Raw genomic sequence first — 20,737 nt, 5'->3', positions numbered from 1 at the left:
GTAACACTATGTGTTGTTGATCACATACTCTGCGTCACCACCCTGGAGGAGTGATGGGCAACATCCCGCACACCCCATACAACCCGCACACGTCACCCAGCGCCGGACGTGTGCTGGTCGCCGACCTCGATGGCACCCTCTTGGGTGGTGATGACCGCGCGCGCCGAAGACTGCGTCACCTCCTGAGCCTCCACCCGTGCATCACCCTGGTCTTCGCCACCGGCCGGTCCTTGCACTCTGTCCGCTCGGTCCTGCAGAGCGATCCGCTCGTGCCGGCGCCGCGATGGATCGTCGCCGATGTCGGGGCCAGCGTCATCGACGCAGCCGACCTGAGCCATGTCGACACTCTGGAGGCTCGGCTGCGTGCCGGATGGCCCGGCGCGGACCGGGTGCTGTCTGCGTTGGAGAGATATGACGGGCTGGTCCACCAGGACGGAGTCGTCCAAGAGGGACGATGCTCCTTCTACCTGGCCCCTGAGCACCTGACCGCAGGCCTCAAGGCGGCGGTGGCAGAGCTGGGCTGCTCGTGGACGTACTCCGCAGGGCGCTACTTCGATGTCCTGCCCACAAACGCGAGCAAAGGAGCGGCCGTGCGGGAACTCGCCCGGACGCTCGGCTGGCCCTTCTCTGCCCTGCTCGTTGCGGGCGACTCGCTGAATGACCTCTCGCTGTTCGGTCTCGGCGCGCACGGCGTGATCATGGGGAACGCCGAACCCGGCCTGGCCACCAGCGTGCCGCTCGACGCACGCGTGCATCGCCCGGCACTGAACGGTGCGGCGGCCATCCTGTCGGCCATGGAGCAGCTCGGCTGGATCGACCCGCCCTCGCGGGTGGTGGTCGGCTACCACCGCCCGCCCATGCAATGGAGCGACGGCAGATGGCAGCCCCCGGCCAGCCCCAACGGCATCCTTCCCACGCTCACTTCGGCCCTGGATCCCCGCCGCCGGGACCAGGACGCCGTGTGGGCGGCCGCCCTCGTCACCGACCAGGACACCGCCCCGGCCCCCAGCCCGAACACCCGCTACACACACTGCGCGTGTCCGGCACCGCCCACCCCGCTCCCGCTGGCGCTGCTTCCCGTGAGGTCCGACACCTGGGCGGGCTACTTCCACGGCGCGTGCAAGGAGACGCTGTGGCCGGCCCTGGTTTCCGAACCCCAGCTGATCCGTCACGATGCACGTCACTGGGCCGACTTCGAGGAAGTAAACGCCGCCTTCGCCGAGCACATCGACGCCCACGCCGCGCACGGGGCAACGATCTGGTTGCACGACTACAACCTGTGGCTCGTCCCCGGCCTGCTCAAGCCGCGCCGCCCCGACGTGAAGATCGGCATCTTCCACCACACCCCGTTCCCCGCCCCGGACACCTTCGGTCGACTGCCCACGGCCGATCAACTGCGCGCCTCGCTCGCGCATCTGGACTGGGCCGGCTTCCACACCGCCACCTGCGCCGACAACTTCGAACGGCTGCTGGAGGACGCCCCGTGCCCGCCACGTACGGGGGTGCATCCGCTCGGCATCGACCGCCAGGCTGTGGAAGCCCACGCCCGCACACGCTCAGCGCGGTGTCCTCCGCGAAGCGGTGGGCAACTGGTGCTCTCCGTCGAGCGACTGGACTACGCGAAGGCGCCCGTGCTCAAGATTCGCGCCTTGGCGGCTCTGCTGGATCAGGTGCCCGCGCTTCACGGCAACGTACGCTTCCGGCTGATCTGCCCGCCCCCCGAGCCGGGCATCCAGGCCTACGAAAGGACCCGGGTCGAACTGGAGGAGGCGATCAACGGCCTCAACTCCCTTTGGGGCTCCCCCGCCTGGCAACCCGTTGAATACGTGCCCCGGTCACTCCCCTTCCCGCACATCGTGGACAACTACCTTGCGGCGGACGTCTTCTGGGTGACGTCCCTGGCCGACGGCATGAACCTCACTGCGCAGGAATACGTCGCATGCCAGGCCGCGGCCGGACGCAACGGCGTCCTCGTGCTGTCCCGACGCGCCGGCGCCGCCGAACACCTGGGCAGGGCCGCCCTTCTCACCGACCCGGGCACACCGCAGAACCTGGTCGACACCCTCCACCAGGCCCTCACGATGAGCCCCGCCCAGCGTCGCCTCCATACCGCCCGCCTCGCCGCCTGCCTGACCACCCCGACCCCTGCCGACTGGACACACACCATCCTGAAAGCAATTCCCGGCGACAGCTGAGTACTGCACGTGCCCGGCTGACCGTGACCGTGCTGCGTCGCGGCCTGTCCTATCGGGAGTTTCCGGACGAGAGCCATCTTGACGGCTCGGGTTACACCATTCGCCCAGGGGACGGGATCCCCTTCTCCTTCGAGCTGTTGATGCGGCCGTACGCGTTTCTCCGGCCGGGTGACGAGGTCGCCGACGCCGCAGGACGGCATGGCGATTCGACGGACCGTGGGACTGGACCGCCTTCGACGGAGCCGGGACCGGCCCGGGCCCCGAGTGGTCGCTCATCCTTCTGACCCGCGCGGGGGCGCCGTGCTCCGTCCCGGACGCGCAGACAGTGGCCGCAGGCACGGCGACCGCTTCCCACCAGGACACAGTCCGGCACTGGACGTCTCTCACCGAGGCTTCGCCCGCGCCCTAGCCGGACGGCGTGAACCGGACGGGCCGGCTCCGACAATGATCCGCTGGACGAACCTAGTCGACCGAGCCCGCAGCCGACGACGGTACTTCGACGACAAAGAATAGGAAGGTGGTTTTGGTCGAAAGGTCGTGGAAGTCGTCGGGGAACAGGTCGCGGGCGGCCGGGTCGGGCTGCGGCTCGCTGATGCCGGTAATGCGGAAACCGGCGGTGGTGAAGGCATCGGTCATCGCGTGCAACGGCTTACGCCAGAACCTCATCGGGACGGACTGCCCGTTGAACGTCCAGTCGAAGGTATAGCTGGTGGTCGCAAAGTAGTCGGGCCGAGGATCCTTGATCGTGTAGGCCACGAAAGGGTGGTCCACCGACGCGATCAGCCGGCCGCCGGGCCTGAGCACTCGCCGCAACTCGGCCAGTGTCGGCCCCCAGTCCTCCAGGTAGTGCAGCACCAGCGACGCGACCACGTCGTCGAACGCACCGTCGTCGAACGGCAACGGGTCACTCAGGTCGACCACGTGCAGGTCCGCGTCGTCACCGAGGCGCCGCCTGGCCAACGCCAGCATCCCCGCGCTGGCGTCGATGCCGGTGACGACCGCGCCGCGGTCGCGTAGCGCAGCGGACAAGGGGCCCGAGCCGCAACCGGCGTCCAGGATCCGACGGCCGACCACGTCTCCGGCGAGGGCCAGCATCGCGGGCCGCTCGTAGTACGCGTTCACGAGGCTTTTCTCGTTCTCCGCCGAGTACGCCTCGGCGAAGCTGTCGTAGTCGTTCACCTGGGCCGAATCCGCAGACTGGGCGAAGCTCTCGGGCACGCCGGTCATCCGTTCCATCGTCGCAGCCTAGCGGTCACATGATCCGCCGATCATCCCTCCCGCCACAGCTCCGTGCTCTCCTCGGCGACGAACTCGTGGAAGTCCATGTTGCCGATCTCCAGGTTGCATGCCATCGATCCGACCATGCTGCATGGCAGCACGGCGGTCTGCCCCGGGGTGTCGTACAGATCGACGGCGGTCAGCGGTCGGCCGGGCTCGGCGAAGGTCCTGGCGTCAGCGAGCGCGACCAGCGTTGTGTGCTCCTCGGGCGGGATCAGCGCCGGGACCTGGCCCGGCAGAGCGCCGGTACGTTGCCGCCGTACAGGTGGTCCCATCCGTGGTTTTCGGCCAGGCGGAGCCGCACCCCACTGCTCCCGAGGACGAGTACGTCGCCTTCTCGTCGGCCCCCGATCTCGTTGAGCAATCCGCCCCACAGGGCCTTGCCGTCCTTGTAGTACGTGCAGACCAACAGCGCTTCACCAGGCGCGGGCTCGGGAAGCCCGGGAAAGGACATGACTCTCCTTCGAAGGACCGGCGGGGACCAGGACACTAGCCCACCGATCCCGAGCTGGAGCACGTGATTTGGCGGACAGTGCCAACAGGCATCCGGCGTCCATGTCGGCTACAGCGACCAAGTCCTGCGGGACGTCTACGGCATCCCGGGTTGGGGTGTGGCGTACGTCGTCGGCCTCTCCGCGGCACCGGGCACTTCGTCATGTCACGCGGGTCTGCCCGACGGAAGGATCTGGCAGTCGGTTGCCGCACTCCCCGCATCCAGGCCTGTGACCCTTGTCATGCACCGGCACGGAACGGAGTGCGGCATCAAAGGCGTCTCCTCGCATGCATTTACTGAACGCTCATTCAGGAAGGACTTCCATGCGAGTTCGTACCGCAGTCGCCGCCGCCACCATGCTCGTCGCCGGGCTGGCCCTCACCGCCTGTCAGGGAGACGACAGCAAGGCCGCCGACAGCCCGTCCAACGCCGGCACCGCCACGGCCACGAGCACGCCGGGCAAGTCCCAGGGCGACACCACGAGCACCAGCACCGGCGGCAAGGGCACGTCTGGCAGCACGGCCGGCTCCGGCACCTCCGGAGGCAAGGGCACATCGGGCGGCAAGGGCGGCACGATGGTTGCCTGCACCACGAAGACGACCAGCGTGACGTTCGTGGCGGCCACCAAGCACGCGACCGAGTCCGAGCCCGCTGCCGCCACCGTGAAGATCACCAACACGTCGGGCAAGGCGTGCACGATCGTCGGTGCCACGAGCCTGGTCGCCAAGGACGACCAGGGCAAGAGCGACCCGATCGAGGCCGACAACTCCGCGGCCGGAACCGACGCCGTCGACCTGGCGCCGGGTGCCACGGCGACCGCCGACGTGCTCTACGCCGACCTGAACTTCGAGGGCAGCCAGTCGGCCCGCGAGGTGTGCGGGGTCCAGGCTTCGAAGGTGGAGATCGCTCTGCCCAAGGATGTCGGCCGCACGGTCAAGGTCGTCAACGGCAGCGGCTCGGCAGCCACGTTCAACGTCTGCGGCCCCGACGTGAAGTTCGAGGCGTTCCACGCCTGATCGGGCAGGGCGCGCGAGGGGGCTCGGAAAGCCGAGCGATCATGGTGGTTGAACCGGCCACGGCTCAAGGACCGTACCGCACCCCCCATGGCCGACGGCCGGGCGGAATCCTTCCTTCGCATGGCTGCGAGCTGGAGTTCGTCCAGGTAGATGGTGGCGGTCTTGTCATAGCGGGCGACCAGGCCGCGCCACTGCTTTTGAGCGCGGAGTCGGTACGGAGTGCTCGGTGGCGTCGGATCGCTCGCCGCGCAGCTCGCCCGCTGGGGCGGCGCCACCGTCATCGGCACCGTGCGCCGAGGCAGCGACAGGTCGGCCGACCGTGTGACCACGGACGGCCTTCGCGCGGCACCCGTCGCTCGGGAACCTTCCTCGACCAAGGATCGTCTACAGTTACGTAGACCGTCTACTCTCCTGTAGTCGTTGCTGAGGACCGGTGGCTGCCCGAGTCCTTCCTTCATCGCAAGTACGAGCTCGACCGGAGGACCGACGGAGGATCATGCGACCCAAGATCCTGGTTGTTGAGGACGATCACGCCCTGCGGGACGTGCTGCGGCGAGGCCTGCAGGAAGAGGAGTTCGAGCCGGTACTCGCCGCCGACGGCGCCACCGCCCTGCGGCTGGCGACCGCCGACATCGCGGCGGCCGTCCTGGATGTCGGCCTGCCCGACTCGGACGGCCGGGACGTGTGCCAGGCGATGCGCGCCAACGGGTTCCTTGCTCCCGTGATCTTCCTGACCGCCCGGCACCAGCTCACCGACCGCCTGTCCGGCTTCTCCGCCGGGGGCGACGACTACCTGCCCAAGCCCTTCCATCTCGCCGAACTCGCCGCCAGGCTGCGTGCCGGGGTCAGACGGGCCGCCCCGCGGTCCTCCGCCACAACCGGTGATCTGGTCCTGGACGCGGTGGATCACAGTGCGATCGTGCACGGTATGCGCATCGACCTCTCCCCCACGGAGTTCCGGCTGCTGGCCACGCTCGTCGCCGCGGACGGGAGCCTCGTGCGCCGTCGTGACCTGGTGCGGGCCGGCTGGCCCGAAGGCGCGCAGGTCAGCGACAACACCTTGGACCAGTACCTGAGCCGGTTGCGCCGCAAACTGCGCGAGGCTAGCAGCCGACTGACGATCGACACGGCGCGCGGGGTCGGACACCGCCTGTCATGATCCGTGTCCTTCGCTGCTTTCGCCGCCTGGTTCCCCGCACCCTGCGAGGTCAGCTCTCCCTCGTCGCGCTGGCCACGGCCGCCCTGCTGATGACGGTCCTGACCGTGGCGTTCAACGCCGTGATGGACGAGCACCTGCGACACCAGGCGGACGACGAACTGCGCACCAGAGCGGCAGCGGTGACCACGACGGTCGACACCAGCGGTCCACGGGTGCACGTCCTGGAAACCGTCAACGACCACCTCCTCGACGCGAACGTGTGGATCTACGCCGGCACCCGTCTGCTGGAGAGGCCGCCGTCCGCCACCGCCGGGAGCCCGCTGACCCGGGCCGCCGGCCGGCTGGCCGCAGAGCCGAAGCATGTGTGCAAGACGGTCGACGGTCGCAGGCCCGTCCGGATGTGCTCCCAGCCCATCCACGGTCGCAACGCCGTAGCCACTGTCGTCACCGCGCTGGACCTGGCTCCGTATCGCAGCTCGGCCGAGACCGTGCTGCTGGGGTCGCTCGTCCTGGACGCCGTGATGCTCGGATGCACGTACGTACTCACGCGCCTGTCCGTCGGCCGGGCGCTGCGCCCGGTGCGGACGATGACCGACCAGGCCACGCAGTGGAGCGCCGTGGGATCCGACGACCGCTTCGGCACGGACGATCACCCGGCCGAACTCGCGCGGCTGGGTGGCTCGTTGGACGCGCTTCTTGATCGCATACGCACCGTACTGTGCCACGAACAGCAGCTGACGGGAGAGTTGTCCCACGAACTGCGCACGCCGCTCACCCGCATCATCATGGAACTCGACTGGTGGCGGACCCGCCCGCGCACGGACGCCCAGACCCGGGCCACCCACGAGGTGATCGCCGAGGCCGCGCAGTCCATGCGTACGATCTGCGACACGCTGCTCAACGACGCCCGCGAGAACGCGCTGAACCCGGCGACGGCTGCCGCGACGACGGACGTCGGGCCCGTCCTGAACCGCCTGCTCCAGCACGTCGACCCACCGGATCGGCTGAAAGCCACGGTGGAAACAGGCGTGCAAGTGGTGGGGGCGGGCGTCGCACCCGCTCTTCTCGAACGGATCCTCAGCCCGCTGCTCGCCAACGCCGTCCGCTACGCCCGCTCCAGTGTGATCGTGTCCGCGCGGCGCCTGCCCGGTTCCGTGCGGATCGATGTCGTGGACGACGGCCCCGGTGTGCCTGAGACGTTCGTGGACGATTTGTTCCAGCCGGGCCGACGCGCCGACCCCGGCGACGGGCACGACGGCGCGGGCCTCGGGCTACCGCTCGCGCGACGCCTGGCCCGCGCCGTCGGTGGCGATGTCTCCTACGACCCCGGACACGCGCCCGGGGCCAGATTCACGGTCAGTCTCCCTGCGGGGTGACCGGCTCCCGGCCCTCGCCCGCCGGCGCGCCGGCGGTCCGGCGCTCCTGCACCTGGGCGTACGCCATCAGGCCGAACAGCACGGTGAGCAGGACGGCGGACGAGCCTGCCGTACCGAGGTTCAGACCGCCCTTGGCGACCGGCTTGGTGAGGAAGTCGCCCGCGGTGGCGCCCAGCGGGCGGGTGAGGACGAAGGCGATCCAGAACAGCAGGACGTTCGACACGGCCGGCACCTTCATCAGCGCCACGAGTACGGCGAGCAGCCCGGTCACGAGTAGCGCGCCACCTGCGTAGCCGAGGCCGGAGCTGTCGGACAGGAAGTCGCCCATCGAGGTGCCGAGGGTGTTCGACACGAGGATCGCCGACCAGAACAGGGCCTCGCCCTTGAAGGTGACGATGTCGCGGATCTGGAAGGTCATCCCGCTCAGCTTCCAGGCGAGGAAGATCGCCAGGAGGATCGAGATCAGGATCGCCGCTCCGGTGGGGTAGCCCAGTCCGAGGCCCTGCGGGCCCCAGCCCAGCTTGGTCGCGCCGTTCGAGAGGAACTTGGCGCTGGCATCGCGGTTCATGAAGTCGGACATCGTGGTGCCGGCCATGCTGGTCGACAGGATCACTGTCCAGTAGAAGAACGGGTTGTAGCGGCTGGAACGCAGCTGGATCACCAGAGTCACCACGAAGATCACGAACAGCGCGATCGTGGTGAGGAAGTAACCCAGCTTCAGGGTCTGTGCGAAGAGGTCGCCCGCCGTCTCACCCAGGGTCGTCGCTGCGGTCTTCATGATCCAGAAGGCCAGCGTGACCTCAGGCAGTTTCTTCATCACCGACTTGGTCGTACTCGACGTGCTCGCCACGTCGAGGTCGGTGAGGACCTCGCTCTTGTCCAACTGAGCTTCTCCTGTTCGGTCTAACAACAGGGCGCTCGCCCCCGGAATCGGGACGAGCGCCCTGTGAGATCAGTCGGCCGCCGACGGCGGCCGTGATCAACGACCGTGGCACAGAGATCCTGAACGCATCCTGAACGCGTCCCAAACGCGGACAGGTCGCAGGTCAGGCCGCGTATCGGGGGGCCTGCTCCGGCCCGGTGACGTCCTTTCGGGTCACGCTCAGGTACACGACCAGACCGAGGATGACCGCCAGGAACAACGCGCTGGTGATCACGGTGCCCAGGCCCAGACCACCGTCTCCGGTCGGCTGGGAGAGATAGTCGCCGATCGACGCGCCGAGCGGCCGGGTGAGGATGTACGCGATCCAGAAGCTCCCTACCGCGTTGAGACCGAGCGTGAAATGCGCGACGGCGACCGCGGCGATGCCCAGTGCGAACAGGACGACGGACAGCCAGTAACCGAGGTTCATGCGTTCGGAGACCAGGTCCCCGGCCGCGGTACCCAGGGCAAAGGTGAACAGGACGGCGAGCCAGTAGAAGGACTCGCGGCCAGTGCTGTCGATGCTGTGGATGGACAGCGTCCGCTCCCGGCGGTACCAGACGACGAAAACGACCGCCAGAACCAGGCTGAACACCGTGGTACTCAGCTCCAGCGGCACACCCATGTTGTCGGTGAGGTTGTCACTGATCAGGGTGCCTACGACGCTGATCAGGGCTACGGCGAGCCAGTACACGCCCGCCCGGTACGCGCTCGTGCGGAACTGCACCACCAGCACCACGGCCAGCAGGGCGCTCATCAGCACCGACACTCCCGTCAGGCCGAGGCCCGCCTTCTCGTTCAGCAGGTCGGCCGCCGTCTCGCCGACCGTCGTGCACAGCACCTTGATGAACCAGAAGTAGACGGTGACCTCGGGCACTTTGTTCCAGCGCAGCCGGTGCCGTGGAGGAGCGGCGGGCCCGTCGGCCGTGGGGAGGGCGGAAGTCCCAGATGTTTCGTAGGTCATGGACAGCGACCGTGCCACCGGATGCCTGAACGCATCCTGAGTGCCGTGCGGCACCCAGGTTCGCCGGACGCCGAAACCGGATCGCGGGCCCGAACGCGCTCCCCCAATGCGAAATCCTGGAACGGCTCTTCCCCGGACTGCGCGGAGAACTCCAGGACGCGGGCGCACCGGTCGTCGACTACGGGGAAGGCATCGACTTCCCGTTGCCCGTCGGACTCGCACCCCGCAAACGCACCGGCGTCCGGATCCAGACCTTCACCCGCGACGAACTCGGCCGCCGGCGGCGGCGCAAGGTACTGGCACTCCCCCAGGTCAGGCTCATGCCGTCCACCCCGTGCACCGGCCTGACCCGTGACCCCTCCGGTCGGGTCGACGGAGTGACCTGCCACCCCCTCGGCGGCGACCCCACCGACATCAGCGCCGACCTCGTCGTCGACGCCTCCGGACGCTCCAGCGCACTGACCGACTGGCTGGCCGCGATGGGGGGCTCCGTACCGCCGAAGCGGACCGTGAAGGCCTGTTCGCCTTCCAGGACCAGCCGCCCACCGACGACAAGGGCTACCTCGCCTTCGCCGAAGGCCTGGACAACCCCCGGCTGGCCCAGCAGATCGGCCGGCGCACCGTCCAGGAGCCCACCTACCGCCCCGCTTCGCCCACTGGTACAACACCCGCCTCTTCCACACCGCGGTCAAAGACGCGGCCGTATGGGCGAAGTTCGTCCGGGTGGTGAACATGGTCGCTTCCCCCGCCCTGCTGTTCCACCCCGCCGTGGTCCTGAAGGTTCTCACCACAACCCGAGCCACACCCACCACACGCCAGGCACAGAAGTGACCGGTCAACACGACGACTTGGCCGGCACCGCCGAATGGCCCGGTTCCGCAGCTGGGTGCCTCAGGCGCGCGCGGCCACGTACAGGGTCTGGGTGCTGCGGCCGAGCGGTCCCTTCTCGTCGTGCAGCGCGGACTCGGCGAGGCCGATGCCCGCGCCGTCCACCATGGTCCGGGCGTCCAGGCAGACCCACTCGCCCTCGGGGTGGCGGTGCAGGCTGACGGTGAGGTCGGCGTTGATGAAGACGTAACGGCGGAAGTCCAGCGCGGAGCTGACGCCGTTGCCCGAGTCGGCTGCCGTCAGCACCCGGCTGAGCGGGGTGATCTCCTCGCCCGCGACCAGGGGGACCCCCATGCGCATCCACGCCGTGGCCGGTCCGGACTCCAGGAACGAACCGGCGGCGAAGCGCACTTCCATGGCGGTGTGATAGCCCTGCTCCCACGGGACCGGGAAGAACGCCTTCGAGGGTACGGCCTCAGGCCCGGGCACCTGCGGTGCCGGCGACACCTCCGGTACCGAGTCCGGCGCCGTCTTCATCAGCAAGGCCGTCGCCCGCATCACTTCCTGGCCGCCGTCGGGTGTCAGACCGACCTCCACGAGCTCGACACTGCGCCCGGCGCGCAGCACGCGCGTGGTCACGGTGAGCGGCCGTATCGGGACAGGCCGCATGATCTCGTACGTGAGCCGGGCGACCCGCATGTCCGGCCGGCCATCCGGTCGTTGTTCGACGGCCAGGCCGAGCAGCGCGGCCGGCGGACCGGCGTGCTGGGAGTCGGCGTCCCAGGGCCCCCGTGTGTACCCGGTGGGGAGGAACCGGTCGTAAGCCTCCCGCTCGTAGAAGGCCTCGGCTTGCGACATCGGCATAGCGGTCCCTTCATGTCGTACGTTCTACCCCTCGCCATACTACTAAGCGCTTGCTCATATGGACGGAGAGGCGGCCACAGCGTTGCCGAGCTGCTCATGGGGGGCGAGGCGAGGACCCCAAAAACCCTTCGCACCTGCTCACTTCGCCCGGTACGGTCTCGAGCGTGTTCCCGCTGCGGGGAGTCCGATGGCTCCGCGCGCGACCGCCCCGCAGTTCCCACGCTGAGAGTAGGTTTCGTCAATGGCATGTCGTATCAGTGAGCTCGTTCTCGGTTGCCGCGACCCCGAGGTGCTGGCGCGGTTCTGGTGCGAGGTCCTGGACTTCGTGGTGCTCGATCGCGAAGGGAACGACTGCATCGAGATCGGGGCGCGCGAAGGGTTCGGCGGCCCACAGCCGACGATCATCCTCAGCCGCAGGGACGAGCCGGAGCCCGGGAAGTCCCGGCTGCACATCGACGTCAACCCCACCGACCGCGACCAGGACGCCGAGCTCGAACGCCTCCTGAAGCTCGGGGCACGCCCGGCCGACATCGGTCAGACCGGCGAGGAGCAGTGGCACGTTCTCGCCGACCCCGAGGGCAATGAGTTCTGCCTGCTCAAGGGACGCCTCAACCCGCTCTGACGGCTCCAGCCGAGCCCCAACAGCAGCACCCCGGGAATCGCGTCTGAGCGGCGCGGGCACCGCACACCAGCTCGTACCCCCCCGGGCCGGCCATGGGTACGGTCGGCGACCTCGACACGCAGCCGGATCCGCCGCGCACCGACCGCCTCCGTGGCGGCGCCGGGATGCGGGTGACGGTGGCGCGCTCCTCCCACACGACGCCCTCCACCGTCAGCCGGGCCCGGCACCGGCGTGGTGCGTTGGGCTGATGATGGACCGCCGGCGCGGGTGCGTCGATGCCAGGAATGGGCTGGGCCTAAAGCTGGGTCAGGCCAACCCGAGCCTGGCCACCGTCGACCGCGTCGCACGCGCCCTGGACACCGACTTCGCCACCCTGGCCCTGCTGGAGCGTGACACGGAGGACGAGCAGGTCGAGGGAACGCTCGTATGGCAGGACGCCGACGGCAGCCACGCGCTGCTCCTCGCGGCGACACAGGACCCGCGGGCCGAACTCTGGCGCTGGACCCTGGCCCCCGGGGGCCACTACGACGCCGAACCCGACCGGCCCGGCGCGCAGGAGATCCACCATGTCCTCGCCGGCCGCCTGACCTTGACGCTGGAGACCGGACCTCACGTGGTGGCACCCTGACAGAGTGCCGTCATCGCCAGCGACCAGCAGTACGCCTACCGCAACGACGGCACCGAACCGGTCGTCTTCATGCGGGTCGTCACCGGCGCCTGACCCCTACGACACGCTTCAGGACTCCGGCGTGGCCACCAGCAGCGTGTCGAGCACCGACGCCAGGTAGCGCTCGCCCTCCTCACCGGCCGGAAGCGTCTCCGGCACCGCGTGCACCAGCTGGGTGTGGCCGAGGTAGCCGGTGTACGCCAGCAGTGCGCGGCGGCGCGCATCGTCCGGAGGGAAGCCCAACTCGTTGAAGAGCTGCGCCAGGTAGCCGACCCGACGCTCCGTCACCCGGCGCAGTACGGCGGCGACTCGCGGGTGCCCTGCCGAGGCGGGCAGCGAGACCTCCAGCGGGTCTTCGGCGGCGAGTTCGGACGCCTGCACGAAGAGTCTGCGCAGCCGCACGGCCGGATCCGGCTCGGACTCCAGCCCGGCGATGACACTCTCGGTGGACTTCTGCTCCCAGCGGTCGAGCGCGGCCTCGATCAGCGCCTCACGGTTGGCGAAGTGCCAGTAGAAACTGCCCTTGGTGGTGCCGAGGCGCGCGGCGAGCGGCTCGACGGCGACCGCCGCAAGACCGCCTTCGCCCATCGCCGAAAGGGCCGCGTCCGCCCAGTCCTGCGCGGTCAGTCTCTTCCGCCCGGCCGCGCGGGGTCCCCCCGCATGTCGCTGCACCATGTCCATACGCTACCGTATGGTCGACAACATACGGCAGCGTATGGAGGCGCGTTATGCGCAGGTTCCGCACGATCCGCAATGTCCATGAGCGCACCATCGAGGCACCCGCCCAGTCGGTCGGGCTCCTCCTCGATCGGCTTTCCTCGCCCCACGACCCGGTCTGGCCGGCGCCGGCCTGGCCCCCGATGCGCTTCGACCGCCCCCTGGGCGTCGGTGCGGACGGCGGCCACGGCTTCGTCCGCTACCGCGTCTGCGCGTACGAGCCCGGCCGCCGCGCCCGCTTCGACTTCAACCCGCCCATGAGCGGCCACCATGAGTTCGTCATCGAGCCGCTGGGGCAGGACCGCTGCCGCGTGCGGCACACCCTGGAGCTGCAACGCCGTGGCCCGATGGTGCTGGGCTGGGCCCTGGCGGTGCGCTGGATGCACGACACGGTGATCGAAGAACTCTTCGACAACATCGAGCGGTCCGTCACCGGGCCGGTGCCCAACCCCGTCCGGTGGTCGCCGTGGGTCCGGCTGCTCCACCGGTTGACGTGGGAAAGGGCAACCGGCGGCCCGCTCCCGACCGACGCCCGCCTGGTCCGTGCCGCCTTCGAGCAGACCGACTACACCGACGCCTGGCGCATGACGATGCGTCCGGGCATGCCGCGGGATCCCGAGCCCTGGCGGGCTGTCCTGCGCGGCGCCTCCTTTCCGGTGGTGGGCCGCGAGGGCGGCGAAGTGCTCCTGGGCGAGGACGCCGGACACCTCGACTTCCGCGCCTCGATCCACGTCGACGACCGTCAGGTCACGCTCAGTACGGTCGTGCGGATCCACAACTGGCGTGGCAGGCTGTACTGGGCGGCGGTCAAACGCGTCCACCCCTTCATGGCCCGCATGATGCTCCGCCGCATCCACCGCCTACTCGCCCTGACGGCTCCGAGCGCCGCCGAACGCGCGCTGCGGGAACACGCTTCTCCTGTGCCGCAAGGGAGTTGAGCCCGTATCGACATGCTTAATTCCCATTCCCGGCCACGGTGTCGGTCTAGATTGGCCGACATGGGAGTGCCGGGACGGGGATATCGCTATGTCGGGCCCAGTCATCTGAAGGGTCTTGTCCGGCCGGGCGGAGAGGGTGCGAGCATCCGCGCGGCAGCAGACTTCGCCCTGTGGGTCTCGGCCCGTAGCGCGACGGAGTTGGCTGAACCGTTCACCTTCGTGGTCGATCCCGAGGGCGTACTCCGACTGGCCCCACGCCGCAGCGAGCATGTGGTCTGCGCGGGCGGAGGGACGGTGCTGAGCGCTGGTGAGATGAGTTTCCGCGAGGAGTCCGGGCGGTGGGTGGTCGACGAGGTCAGCAACCTGTCGACCGGATACTGCCCGGACGTCGGCTCGTGGCCGGCCGTTGCGGCTGCCCTTGGCCGAGCCGGCCTTCCTCACCCTGGCGGATTCACCCACGGGGTCGTGTTCCGTCGCTGCGTGTCATGCCAGCAGGTCAACATCGTGCGTGAGGACGACTTCGTCTGCGTCTTCTGCGATGAGAGCCTGCCGTTCGGCTGGAACGTCGATCAGCGCGTGCCGGGGCGCGGCACTGTGCAGTGCAATTGAGTACGGCGGGGCCATCAGGGTGGTCCCAGGCCGTGTCGGGCGGCCGGGATGAGCCCGGTTGGCCATGCTGGGCGGGGTGTGCACCCCCTTCCCGGCGACAAGGAGCACGGTTATGCCGACGGACTCGGTCGAACGATTCCTGGCGGCCCTGGACCCGGAGCACCGGGAGTCCGTCGGCGCCAAACCGCGAGCGGAGCAGGAGCGGCTCGCGGCGGCCTGGGAACGGGAACTGGAGTCGGACGACGAGCTCGACACCCTCGACGAACTCTCCCCGCCGGCCGCGGAAGCCGAGGCGGCCCGCCGCGTCCTGGAACGCGAAATCGGCTGACACCGGCCGGGCGGTTCAGCTGACTGTCGTCTCGCCCGGTCAAGGGCCCGTCTGGACATGACACGAGCTTCTTGCCCGGTCAGGGCCCCATGTGCACATAGGGGGCCCACAGCCATGGGCTGCGTGGATAGCGCTCCCGCAGGTCGCGGGTCACTCGGTGTATCGCCTCGGCCGGCGGGACTCCCTCCGCCAGGAGGCCGTACACGGTCATGGTGAACTCGGTGGCGTCGCCGTCGGCGACCTCCCACAGGGTGGCGATCACATGGGTGAAGCCCGCCAGCTGGAACGACGAGGCGACATGCTGGGCTTCGTCGGCAAGGTGGTAGGAGCCGGCAGCGGATCCGCACGAGGCGAGGAAGACCAGCTCGGCGTCGAGGGAGAGCGCCGTGATGTCCGGCAGCGACAGTGAACCGTCCTGCAGCACGAGCTTGTTGGCGGTCCTGCCGAGAATGTCGGCCTGCGTGTGGCAGGCGAAGTGGGCCCAGGAGTGCTGCGTGAGCTCGCGGAGCACAGCGTGCTTCGTTGCGGCATCGCCGGTCAGGACGGTGGTCCGGGGAAACAGCTCCGCCAGTGCCTGTGCGTCCGCGGCGGCGTGCCGCAGTGGTGCTGCTCCGGGCACTTCTGGCGTGGCGACCACCAGCAGGCGCGGATCACGGCCGGCGCGGGAGCGGCTGGAGCTGTCGTGAGCGGCGGTCTTCGGGCGCAGTGCGTTGAGGGTTGTCGTGTACGACGACATGACGTAGTCGGCGATTCCCTCTGGGGCATCGCCGGTGTACCGCCCGGCCGCGTGCAGGGGCAGGAAGCTCAGGATGCCGGTCGGGCACCACCACAGCTGCGGCAGGTGGCCGACGCCGCGTTCGAGACCCAAGTGGCGGACGACTGGTTCGGCGACCGCCTCCCACAGCCAGGCGAGTGTGTCGAGGACGACGGTGCCTGCCTCCCAGCGGTGCTCCGCAGGCTCGTGCGGGTCGTGCAGCGCGCGGACCGCCGAGCTGAAGGCCATGAACCGGTCCGACACGGACCTCAGGTCGGCCCGGGGCAACGGCACACATCTCGCCGTGCCCTCGGCGAGGACGATCGCGTCGCTGCGCAGGGTCGCGAGGTTGACGACCACCACGGGGCCGGCCCCGGTCAGTGCGCCGAGGTCAGGTACTCCCGGCCGCAGAAAGGTCTCGAAGCCGGGCAGGCCACGGATGTTGTCGCGTACGCGCTCCCAGGAGCGGACCGTCAGCCGGTGCTCGTCCCTGCTGGGACCGGGCGCGTGGGTCGAGGCACGGTCGGTGTTCGCGCCGAGGGAGGTCATGGCCTCGCTGAGCCGGGTGAACTCATCGGCCAGTTCCGGTGCTTGGCGACGCAGGTCCGTCAGGTCGCGACGAGTCTCGGTGAGCTGTCCGAGCAGGATGCCCCGCCCACGTTCGAGCAGGTCCAATGCCCTCTCGGGATCGCCCAGCTGCAGGGCGCAGGCCGCGGCCTGGGAGGCGAGCAGGAACTCGTCGGCGAGCAGCAGCTCGCGGTCGGAGCGTGCGAGCCGGTGCCCGACCAGGAGCGGCAAGAGGTCCACCGCGGCTTCGTAGTGTGCGGCCGCGGCTTCCCAGTCGCCGACACCGGCAGCCAGGCCACCAGCCGTCTTGGCGGCCTCGATACGATCTGGGAGAGAGAAGTGGGGGGTTCGGTAGACCTGGCGCCTCAGTTCGAGCACGTCCGCGGCCGACTGCTCCGTGTCGTCGTCGCGTCGGGCCAGGACGTGGGACAGCACCAGCAGCGCTCGCACGTGCCGTACATCGTCCGGGCCCGTGACGGCCATGGCGTCGCGCGTCGCGGCTTCGGCCTCGTCCAGCAGCGACGCATCCGTGTCGTACCGGTGGACGTCGAGCAGAGCGCTCGCCAGGTTGGTGCCCCAGAGCGGCCGGTCCGGGTGGTCGGCAGGGCCTGTCCGGATCGCCTCACGCAGCAGTTCAGCGGCTTCGCGGGCGTCCTGCGCCGACGTACGGTCCCGCGCGCGGCCCAGTAGCACCACGGCCAGGTAGGACAGCGAAACGGAGCGCTCCGGACTGCCCGGGGCGCGCAGTGCCAGGGACTTCCGGCAGAGGTCGACGATCGCGTCGAGTTCACGCTCGTGCGCGGCGAAGGGCTGGGCGAAGAGGTCCGTGAAGATGCGGGGGCTGCTCTCTCGGGCCCTGCGGGCCATGTCCATGAAGGGGGCGAACTGACGGGTGTGGTGCAGTCTCGCTTCCGCCAGCCTCGCCATGGCCTCCGGTGTCGTACGCCAGGCCTCGGGACCCGATGCCGCCTCTCCAAGTACGTCGATGGCCTCCAGCAGCGCCGAGCTGTCCCGGGACACCTCGTAGAGGGAGACCAGGCAGACACCCAACTCCAGCAGGGACTGGGCCCGGTCGAAGGAACCTTCCCGGGCGAACCCTACGGCGGCGCGGCAGACGGGAACCAGCTCGTCGAGGAGCCTTCTGTCCTGCGTGCTTTCGTAGGCGGCGGTGAGGGCACCCGCACATCTGCCGAGGAACAGGCCGCGCTCGTCTTCGTCCAGCGTGGGGTCTTCCAGGTAGCTTCGGGCCAGCCTGAGAGACTCGTCCAGCGCTGCTTCTTCCCGGGTGAGCTGGAACTCGACGCGGTAGGAGTCGATGAGGTGGGACTTCGCGCGGCGCACCTCGGCATGGTCGGCGGGGAGTTCGGCCACGACCGATTCGAGGAGACGTCTGCCCTCCGCCACGGCCTGCCGGTCCTTGCCCAGTTCGCCTCGCAGAGTCAGCGAGTGGCCCAACTCGACGCGTACAGGAATCTGTTGAGGGTGTCGAGCATTCAAGTGCTCGGCCGCCGTCCGCAGCACGGTCACCGCGTTGTCGGCGTCGGAGAGGTCGCCGGTGACTGTGGCCGACTCCTGGTGGGACAGTCCGGCGTTCATCAGCTGCGCCGCGTAGGCCGGATCGGCCGGATCCAACGCTCGTGCGGCTGCGTGGTTCAGCCGCGCCGACTCTCGCAGGGCCTCCACGTCGCGCAGCAGGAGCGCCTTCACCCGCAGCACATTGCCGAGACAGGACAGCGTTCCGGCTTCTTCCGGGGCCACCTGACGGGCACGGCCCGCCCACAGTTCGGCCGCCGCGATGTCCTGCCGCGCGCCTTCGCCGGCCCTGGCGTCGATGTCCTCTCTCCGCCCTTCGTGCGCACGCGACTTGAGGGCGTTGGCGAGACTGACCATCCGGCTCACGGCGTCCGGCCCCGAACCGTCCGCCCCGGAGAGCGCAGCCTCCAGGACCTCCACCGCCTCGTCCAGCGCGGCGGCCTCGCCCGTGGCAGCGTGCGTCATCCGCAGACACATACCGAGGTCCGCCTGGTACGCGCGACGCTGAACGTCGCTCACCTCGGGGTGCGCGACGAGACGGCGCAGCACGAGGGCTCGTACGCGGAGCAGGACGGGCTCGCCCTGGGCGACGTGCAGCGGTACGACGGTGGTGAGGGTATCGAGGACGCGACGCGAGCGGGGGTCGGCCGGAGCGTATTCGCCGGGCACGCGCTCGATGTAGGCGCCGGCCTGTTGGAGCCACTCGGCGGACGGGGTGCGCAGGTGGCCCTCGATGAGAGCCGCGGCCAGTCGGAGCCGGACGTGTACCCGTGTCTCCTGGTCCGTGGCCTTCTCCTGGACACGGTCCCATGCCGCCACGGCCAGGGAGAGCAGCCGCGGATCGGGGCCCGTGGGGCCGGCCGCACCGTCGCGGTAGGCGTTCAGCAGGTTTGCCCCCAACAGACCGAGCAGCGGTACCGCCTGTTCGTCGGGGACCGACGCGAGGGAGTCGATCGTGCGCGAAGCCCAGCCGACGGCCTCTTCCAGCGAGCCGGGATCACCGCCTCTCGCGTGGCGCTGCAGAAGGACGTCCACCAGGTTGATGGTTCGGTAGGTGGCAGCGCGGTCGGCTGCCTCGTTGCCGAGTTGCAGGGCTTCTTCGAGTCGTCGAGGTGTGGCGGCCTCCCGCGCGAGTACGGCGCCGATCGCGTCCGGCACCGCGTCCGGCATCCGCGCCCACAGGGGCCGGAAGAGCTCCAGGGCGTGGTGGAAGTCCGCCCCGTCGTACGTCTGTTGGGCCAGGCAGCGGGACCAGTGGAACCAGCCCAGGGTGTGGGCGGCCTCGTCGCTCCAGGCCGTGTGCAGGGACTCGGCAAGGAGCCTGGCCGCCGTGTCGGCCTCGGGTCCGAGCACCTCCTGCGGATCGGCGGTGGACGCGAAACGTCCGAGCCGTGCCTGCAGACTGGTGAATGGTGAGTTTCTCATCTGCTCCATCGCTCCCCCGCGGTGGCTGTTCGGCGTGTGGCGCCCGTACCATCATGCAGCGACGCTGACGCGTCTTCTCCATCAGGGACAAGGGGCAGCATGGAACGTCGGGGGGATGTCGCGGCTTGGTGTGAGGCTCTCCCTCTCCTGCGTCGGCTCGCCGCGGCGCAGGGCCGCGCGGACGAGGTCGCGGAGCTGGTGCACCGGATGCGGACGGATAGCGGTGTGGTGGCTCAACTCGACGAACTGGGCCGGGAGTTCGGGATTCCGGCCGTCGGTGCCAGGTCGGTGGTCGGGGTGCCCGGGGTGACTCCGGGGGTGCCGGTCGACGGGCTGTTCGTCTGTCCCGCAGGGCGGTGCGACCGGGACTGGGTACGGGCGCCGGGTGTGGCGACGCCCGAATGCCACCTGTTCGGGGAGCCGTTGGCGCGGGCGACGTCGGAGCGGCGCGCTCGGTGAACTCCTTCCTCAACGAGCTCGCCAAGCAGCTGGCCGGCAAGTGGGTCTCCCTCCTCGTCGTGCCCGGGGCTCTCTTCGTCGCCTCTGTTGTGGTGGGCTGGCGGATGCACTTCGGGTCGTGGCCTGGCAGCGATCACTTCGTGGCGGCGCTTCAGCAGGGCAGGGCCTCGGGTGGTCAACTCGCCGCCGCCGCTCTGGGCGCCGTACTGCTGTCGGCTTGGGCGGGGCTGCTGGCACAGGGCGCGGGGAGGGCCGTTCACTGGCTGTGGCTCGGACAGTGGCCCGGACGTACCGGCGAGGCACTGGCCGATCGGCGCCGTCGCCGCTGGGCTCGCGCCCAGGAGGGCTATGAACAGGCGTACCGCCAGGGGCAGTCGGACGAGACCTTGGCCCAGTTGGCGTACCGGCGCAATCGCATCGCGCTGGCGCCTCCGACGAGGCCGACGCGCATGGGTGACAGCATCGCGGCGCTGAGCACCCGCGTCGGGATCGAGTACGGTCTCGACCTCGAACACGGCTGGCCGCGGCTGTGGTTGGTGCTGCCCGAGGAGGTCCGGGCGGTATTGGACGAGAGCAGGGATGCGGTCAACAGGTCGGCTGCGGTGGCTGGTTGGGGCGTTCTGTACATCCTCGCCGGAGCGGTCTGGTGGCCCCTCGGGCCGGCAGGGCTGGGAGCGCTCCTCACGGCCGTTGTCCGAGGCCGGTCGGCCGTCACGAACCTGGCTCAGCTGATGGAGTCGGCGGTCGATCTCCATGGAGCGAGCCTCGCCACCTCGCTCGGCATCCCCGTCCCGGACGGGCGCGTCACACCGGAGATCGGGCGCGAGGTGACTCGGGTGGTGCGCAAGGGAGCGTGACGGGCGGGCGACGACGACCCCGGCCACCCGGGGGAAGCCCAGTGCGAACAGGGGCCGACGACGGTCCTCGGCATCGGGCCCATGATGCACGCACATGCGTTCTGTGGGTACTCGGGAGTTTGTCCTCCCCGTACTCCGGCACGTCGGCGCCGGCCCGGGGCGGAGA

The 20,737-nt window shown here is 69.6% G+C and carries 19 protein-coding genes and 1 pseudogene; 12 read left to right on the top strand and 8 right to left on the bottom strand.

The genetic code is table 11. From position 1 onward, the window contains the following. Positions 1–53: 53 nt before the first annotated feature. On the top strand, positions 54–2,195 hold the full coding sequence (locus ACFYZZ_RS09235) for a trehalose-6-phosphate synthase (RefSeq protein ID WP_389173160.1): 2,142 nt from the start codon (positions 54–56) through the stop codon (positions 2,193–2,195). Positions 2,196–2,657: 462 nt separating this feature from the next. On the opposite strand, the gene ACFYZZ_RS09230 is transcribed toward ACFYZZ_RS09235, so the two are convergent. From ACFYZZ_RS09230 to ACFYZZ_RS09220, 3 genes are read right to left on the bottom strand one after another with little or no spacing between them, the layout of a single operon-like run. Continuing rightward, positions 2,658–3,431 (bottom strand): class I SAM-dependent methyltransferase, encoded by a 774-nt coding sequence (locus ACFYZZ_RS09230; protein WP_389173158.1) that lies wholly within the window; start codon positions 3,429–3,431, stop codon positions 2,658–2,660. Between the two features lie 32 nt (positions 3,432–3,463). Continuing rightward, entirely contained in the window at positions 3,464–3,748 is a 285-nt protein-coding gene (locus ACFYZZ_RS09225; RefSeq protein WP_389173156.1) for a DUF6924 domain-containing protein, read from the bottom strand. After that, positions 3,688–3,927: a hypothetical protein gene (locus tag ACFYZZ_RS09220; protein WP_389173155.1), complete on the bottom strand. Its 240-nt coding sequence runs from the start codon at positions 3,925–3,927 to the stop codon at positions 3,688–3,690. The genes ACFYZZ_RS09225 and ACFYZZ_RS09220 overlap by 61 nt, the downstream gene beginning before the upstream one ends. Before the next feature lie 362 nt (positions 3,928–4,289). On the opposite strand from ACFYZZ_RS09220, the gene ACFYZZ_RS09215 reads away from it, so the two are divergent. From ACFYZZ_RS09215 to ACFYZZ_RS09200, 4 genes and pseudogenes are all read left to right on the top strand, one after another. Further along, positions 4,290–4,982, top strand: coding sequence for a DUF4232 domain-containing protein (locus tag ACFYZZ_RS09215; protein ID WP_389173153.1), 693 nt, complete (start codon positions 4,290–4,292; stop codon positions 4,980–4,982). Between the two features lie 213 nt (positions 4,983–5,195). Continuing rightward, positions 5,196–5,306, top strand: a pseudogene (locus ACFYZZ_RS09210) (NADPH:quinone reductase); the annotation flags it as partial. 172 nt (positions 5,307–5,478) lie between these two features. Next, on the top strand, positions 5,479–6,141 hold the full coding sequence (locus tag ACFYZZ_RS09205; RefSeq protein ID WP_389173152.1) for a response regulator transcription factor: 663 nt from the start codon (positions 5,479–5,481) through the stop codon (positions 6,139–6,141). Next, complete coding sequence (locus tag ACFYZZ_RS09200) at positions 6,138–7,517, top strand: sensor histidine kinase (protein ID WP_389173150.1); 1,380 nt, start codon at positions 6,138–6,140, stop codon at positions 7,515–7,517. The genes ACFYZZ_RS09205 and ACFYZZ_RS09200 overlap by 4 nt, the downstream gene beginning before the upstream one ends. Here the strand turns inward: ACFYZZ_RS09200 and ACFYZZ_RS09195 are convergent. The 3 genes from ACFYZZ_RS09195 to ACFYZZ_RS09185 all read right to left on the bottom strand — a co-directional run bounded on the left by ACFYZZ_RS09195 (position 7,498) and on the right by ACFYZZ_RS09185 (position 11,095). Then, positions 7,498–8,400 (bottom strand): hypothetical protein, encoded by a 903-nt coding sequence (locus tag ACFYZZ_RS09195; RefSeq protein WP_389173149.1) that lies wholly within the window; start codon positions 8,398–8,400, stop codon positions 7,498–7,500. The genes ACFYZZ_RS09200 and ACFYZZ_RS09195 overlap by 20 nt on opposite strands. Positions 8,401–8,563: 163 nt before the next feature. Further along, on the bottom strand, positions 8,564–9,403 hold the full coding sequence (locus tag ACFYZZ_RS09190; protein WP_389173148.1) for a hypothetical protein: 840 nt from the start codon (positions 9,401–9,403) through the stop codon (positions 8,564–8,566). 891 nt (positions 9,404–10,294) lie between these two features. After that, positions 10,295–11,095: a thioesterase family protein gene (locus tag ACFYZZ_RS09185; RefSeq protein WP_389173146.1), complete on the bottom strand. Its 801-nt coding sequence runs from the start codon at positions 11,093–11,095 to the stop codon at positions 10,295–10,297. Between the two features lie 241 nt (positions 11,096–11,336). Between ACFYZZ_RS09185 and ACFYZZ_RS09180 the strand changes: the two genes are divergently transcribed. Together ACFYZZ_RS09180 and ACFYZZ_RS09175 are read left to right on the top strand one after the other, a co-directional pair. Further along, on the top strand, positions 11,337–11,717 hold the full coding sequence (locus ACFYZZ_RS09180; protein ID WP_386577402.1) for a VOC family protein: 381 nt from the start codon (positions 11,337–11,339) through the stop codon (positions 11,715–11,717). A 247-nt stretch (positions 11,718–11,964) separates the two neighbouring features. Further along, positions 11,965–12,345, top strand: coding sequence for a cupin domain-containing protein (locus ACFYZZ_RS09175; protein WP_389173145.1), 381 nt, complete (start codon positions 11,965–11,967; stop codon positions 12,343–12,345). Positions 12,346–12,453: 108 nt separating this feature from the next. On the opposite strand, the gene ACFYZZ_RS09170 is transcribed toward ACFYZZ_RS09175, so the two are convergent. Then, positions 12,454–13,065, bottom strand: coding sequence for a TetR/AcrR family transcriptional regulator (locus ACFYZZ_RS09170; protein WP_389173143.1), 612 nt, complete (start codon positions 13,063–13,065; stop codon positions 12,454–12,456). Between the two features lie 47 nt (positions 13,066–13,112). Here ACFYZZ_RS09170 and ACFYZZ_RS09165 point away from each other — a divergent pair, with 47 nt between their 5' ends. From ACFYZZ_RS09165 to ACFYZZ_RS09155, 3 genes are all read left to right on the top strand, one after another. Next, the gene (locus tag ACFYZZ_RS09165; RefSeq protein WP_389173141.1) at positions 13,113–14,039 is read left to right on the top strand and encodes a DUF2867 domain-containing protein; all 927 of its coding nucleotides are present in this window, start codon (positions 13,113–13,115) and stop codon (positions 14,037–14,039) included. A 60-nt stretch (positions 14,040–14,099) separates the two neighbouring features. Further along, positions 14,100–14,648: a hypothetical protein gene (locus ACFYZZ_RS09160; RefSeq protein ID WP_389173139.1), complete on the top strand. Its 549-nt coding sequence runs from the start codon at positions 14,100–14,102 to the stop codon at positions 14,646–14,648. Between the two features lie 112 nt (positions 14,649–14,760). Further along, positions 14,761–14,976 carry a hypothetical protein gene (locus tag ACFYZZ_RS09155; protein ID WP_389173137.1) on the top strand — a complete coding sequence of 72 codons (216 nt, stop codon included), beginning with the start codon at positions 14,761–14,763 and terminating at the stop codon, positions 14,974–14,976. Between the two features lie 79 nt (positions 14,977–15,055). Here ACFYZZ_RS09155 and ACFYZZ_RS09150 read toward each other — a convergent pair whose 3' ends face one another. After that, positions 15,056–19,255 carry a CHAT domain-containing protein gene (locus ACFYZZ_RS09150; protein WP_389173136.1) on the bottom strand — a complete coding sequence of 1,400 codons (4,200 nt, stop codon included), beginning with the start codon at positions 19,253–19,255 and terminating at the stop codon, positions 15,056–15,058. A 99-nt stretch (positions 19,256–19,354) separates the two neighbouring features. Here ACFYZZ_RS09150 and ACFYZZ_RS09145 point away from each other — a divergent pair, with 99 nt between their 5' ends. Together ACFYZZ_RS09145 and ACFYZZ_RS09140 are read left to right on the top strand one after the other, a co-directional pair. Beyond that, positions 19,355–19,714, top strand: a complete 360-nt coding sequence (locus tag ACFYZZ_RS09145; RefSeq protein WP_389173134.1) for a hypothetical protein — start codon at positions 19,355–19,357, stop codon at positions 19,712–19,714. After that, positions 19,711–20,571, top strand: coding sequence for a hypothetical protein (locus ACFYZZ_RS09140; protein WP_389173132.1), 861 nt, complete (start codon positions 19,711–19,713; stop codon positions 20,569–20,571). Before ACFYZZ_RS09145 ends, ACFYZZ_RS09140 begins: the two co-directional genes overlap by 4 nt. Positions 20,572–20,737 lie beyond the last annotated feature (166 nt).

Origin of the sequence: Streptomyces sp. NPDC001816 (assembly GCF_042892235.1) — a bacterium.
Classification (GTDB): domain Bacteria; phylum Actinomycetota; class Actinomycetes; order Streptomycetales; family Streptomycetaceae; genus Streptomyces.
The sequence above is the reverse complement of the archived record's forward strand: the minus strand, read 5'-3'. Positions and strand labels throughout refer to the sequence as shown.

What these genes read in the sequence shown, in the direction of transcription:
- ACFYZZ_RS09160 (WP_389173139.1), top strand. Translation starts at nt 14,100, where the DNA reads ATGGGAGTGCCGGGACGGGGATATCGCTATGTCGGGCCCAGTCATCTG.
- ACFYZZ_RS09200 (WP_389173150.1), top strand. Translation starts at nt 6,138, where the DNA reads ATGATCCGTGTCCTTCGCTGCTTTCGCCGCCTGGTTCCCCGCACCCTG.
- ACFYZZ_RS09225 (WP_389173156.1), bottom strand. Translation starts at nt 3,748, where the DNA reads ATGGGACCACCTGTACGGCGGCAACGTACCGGCGCTCTGCCGGGCCAG.
- ACFYZZ_RS09215 (WP_389173153.1), top strand. Translation starts at nt 4,290, where the DNA reads ATGCGAGTTCGTACCGCAGTCGCCGCCGCCACCATGCTCGTCGCCGGG.
- ACFYZZ_RS09155 (WP_389173137.1), top strand. Translation starts at nt 14,761, where the DNA reads ATGCCGACGGACTCGGTCGAACGATTCCTGGCGGCCCTGGACCCGGAG.
- ACFYZZ_RS09145 (WP_389173134.1), top strand. Translation starts at nt 19,355, where the DNA reads ATGGAACGTCGGGGGGATGTCGCGGCTTGGTGTGAGGCTCTCCCTCTC.
- ACFYZZ_RS09150 (WP_389173136.1), bottom strand. Translation starts at nt 19,255, where the DNA reads ATGAGAAACTCACCATTCACCAGTCTGCAGGCACGGCTCGGACGTTTC.
- ACFYZZ_RS09190 (WP_389173148.1), bottom strand. Translation starts at nt 9,403, where the DNA reads ATGACCTACGAAACATCTGGGACTTCCGCCCTCCCCACGGCCGACGGG.
- ACFYZZ_RS09230 (WP_389173158.1), bottom strand. Translation starts at nt 3,431, where the DNA reads ATGGAACGGATGACCGGCGTGCCCGAGAGCTTCGCCCAGTCTGCGGAT.
- ACFYZZ_RS09175 (WP_389173145.1), top strand. Translation starts at nt 11,965, where the DNA reads ATGATGGACCGCCGGCGCGGGTGCGTCGATGCCAGGAATGGGCTGGGC.
- ACFYZZ_RS09165 (WP_389173141.1), top strand. Translation starts at nt 13,113, where the DNA reads ATGCGCAGGTTCCGCACGATCCGCAATGTCCATGAGCGCACCATCGAG.
- ACFYZZ_RS09205 (WP_389173152.1), top strand. Translation starts at nt 5,479, where the DNA reads ATGCGACCCAAGATCCTGGTTGTTGAGGACGATCACGCCCTGCGGGAC.
- ACFYZZ_RS09180 (WP_386577402.1), top strand. Translation starts at nt 11,337, where the DNA reads ATGGCATGTCGTATCAGTGAGCTCGTTCTCGGTTGCCGCGACCCCGAG.
- ACFYZZ_RS09170 (WP_389173143.1), bottom strand. Translation starts at nt 13,065, where the DNA reads ATGGACATGGTGCAGCGACATGCGGGGGGACCCCGCGCGGCCGGGCGG.
- ACFYZZ_RS09235 (WP_389173160.1), top strand. Translation starts at nt 54, where the DNA reads ATGGGCAACATCCCGCACACCCCATACAACCCGCACACGTCACCCAGC.
- ACFYZZ_RS09220 (WP_389173155.1), bottom strand. Translation starts at nt 3,927, where the DNA reads ATGTCCTTTCCCGGGCTTCCCGAGCCCGCGCCTGGTGAAGCGCTGTTG.
- ACFYZZ_RS09185 (WP_389173146.1), bottom strand. Translation starts at nt 11,095, where the DNA reads ATGCCGATGTCGCAAGCCGAGGCCTTCTACGAGCGGGAGGCTTACGAC.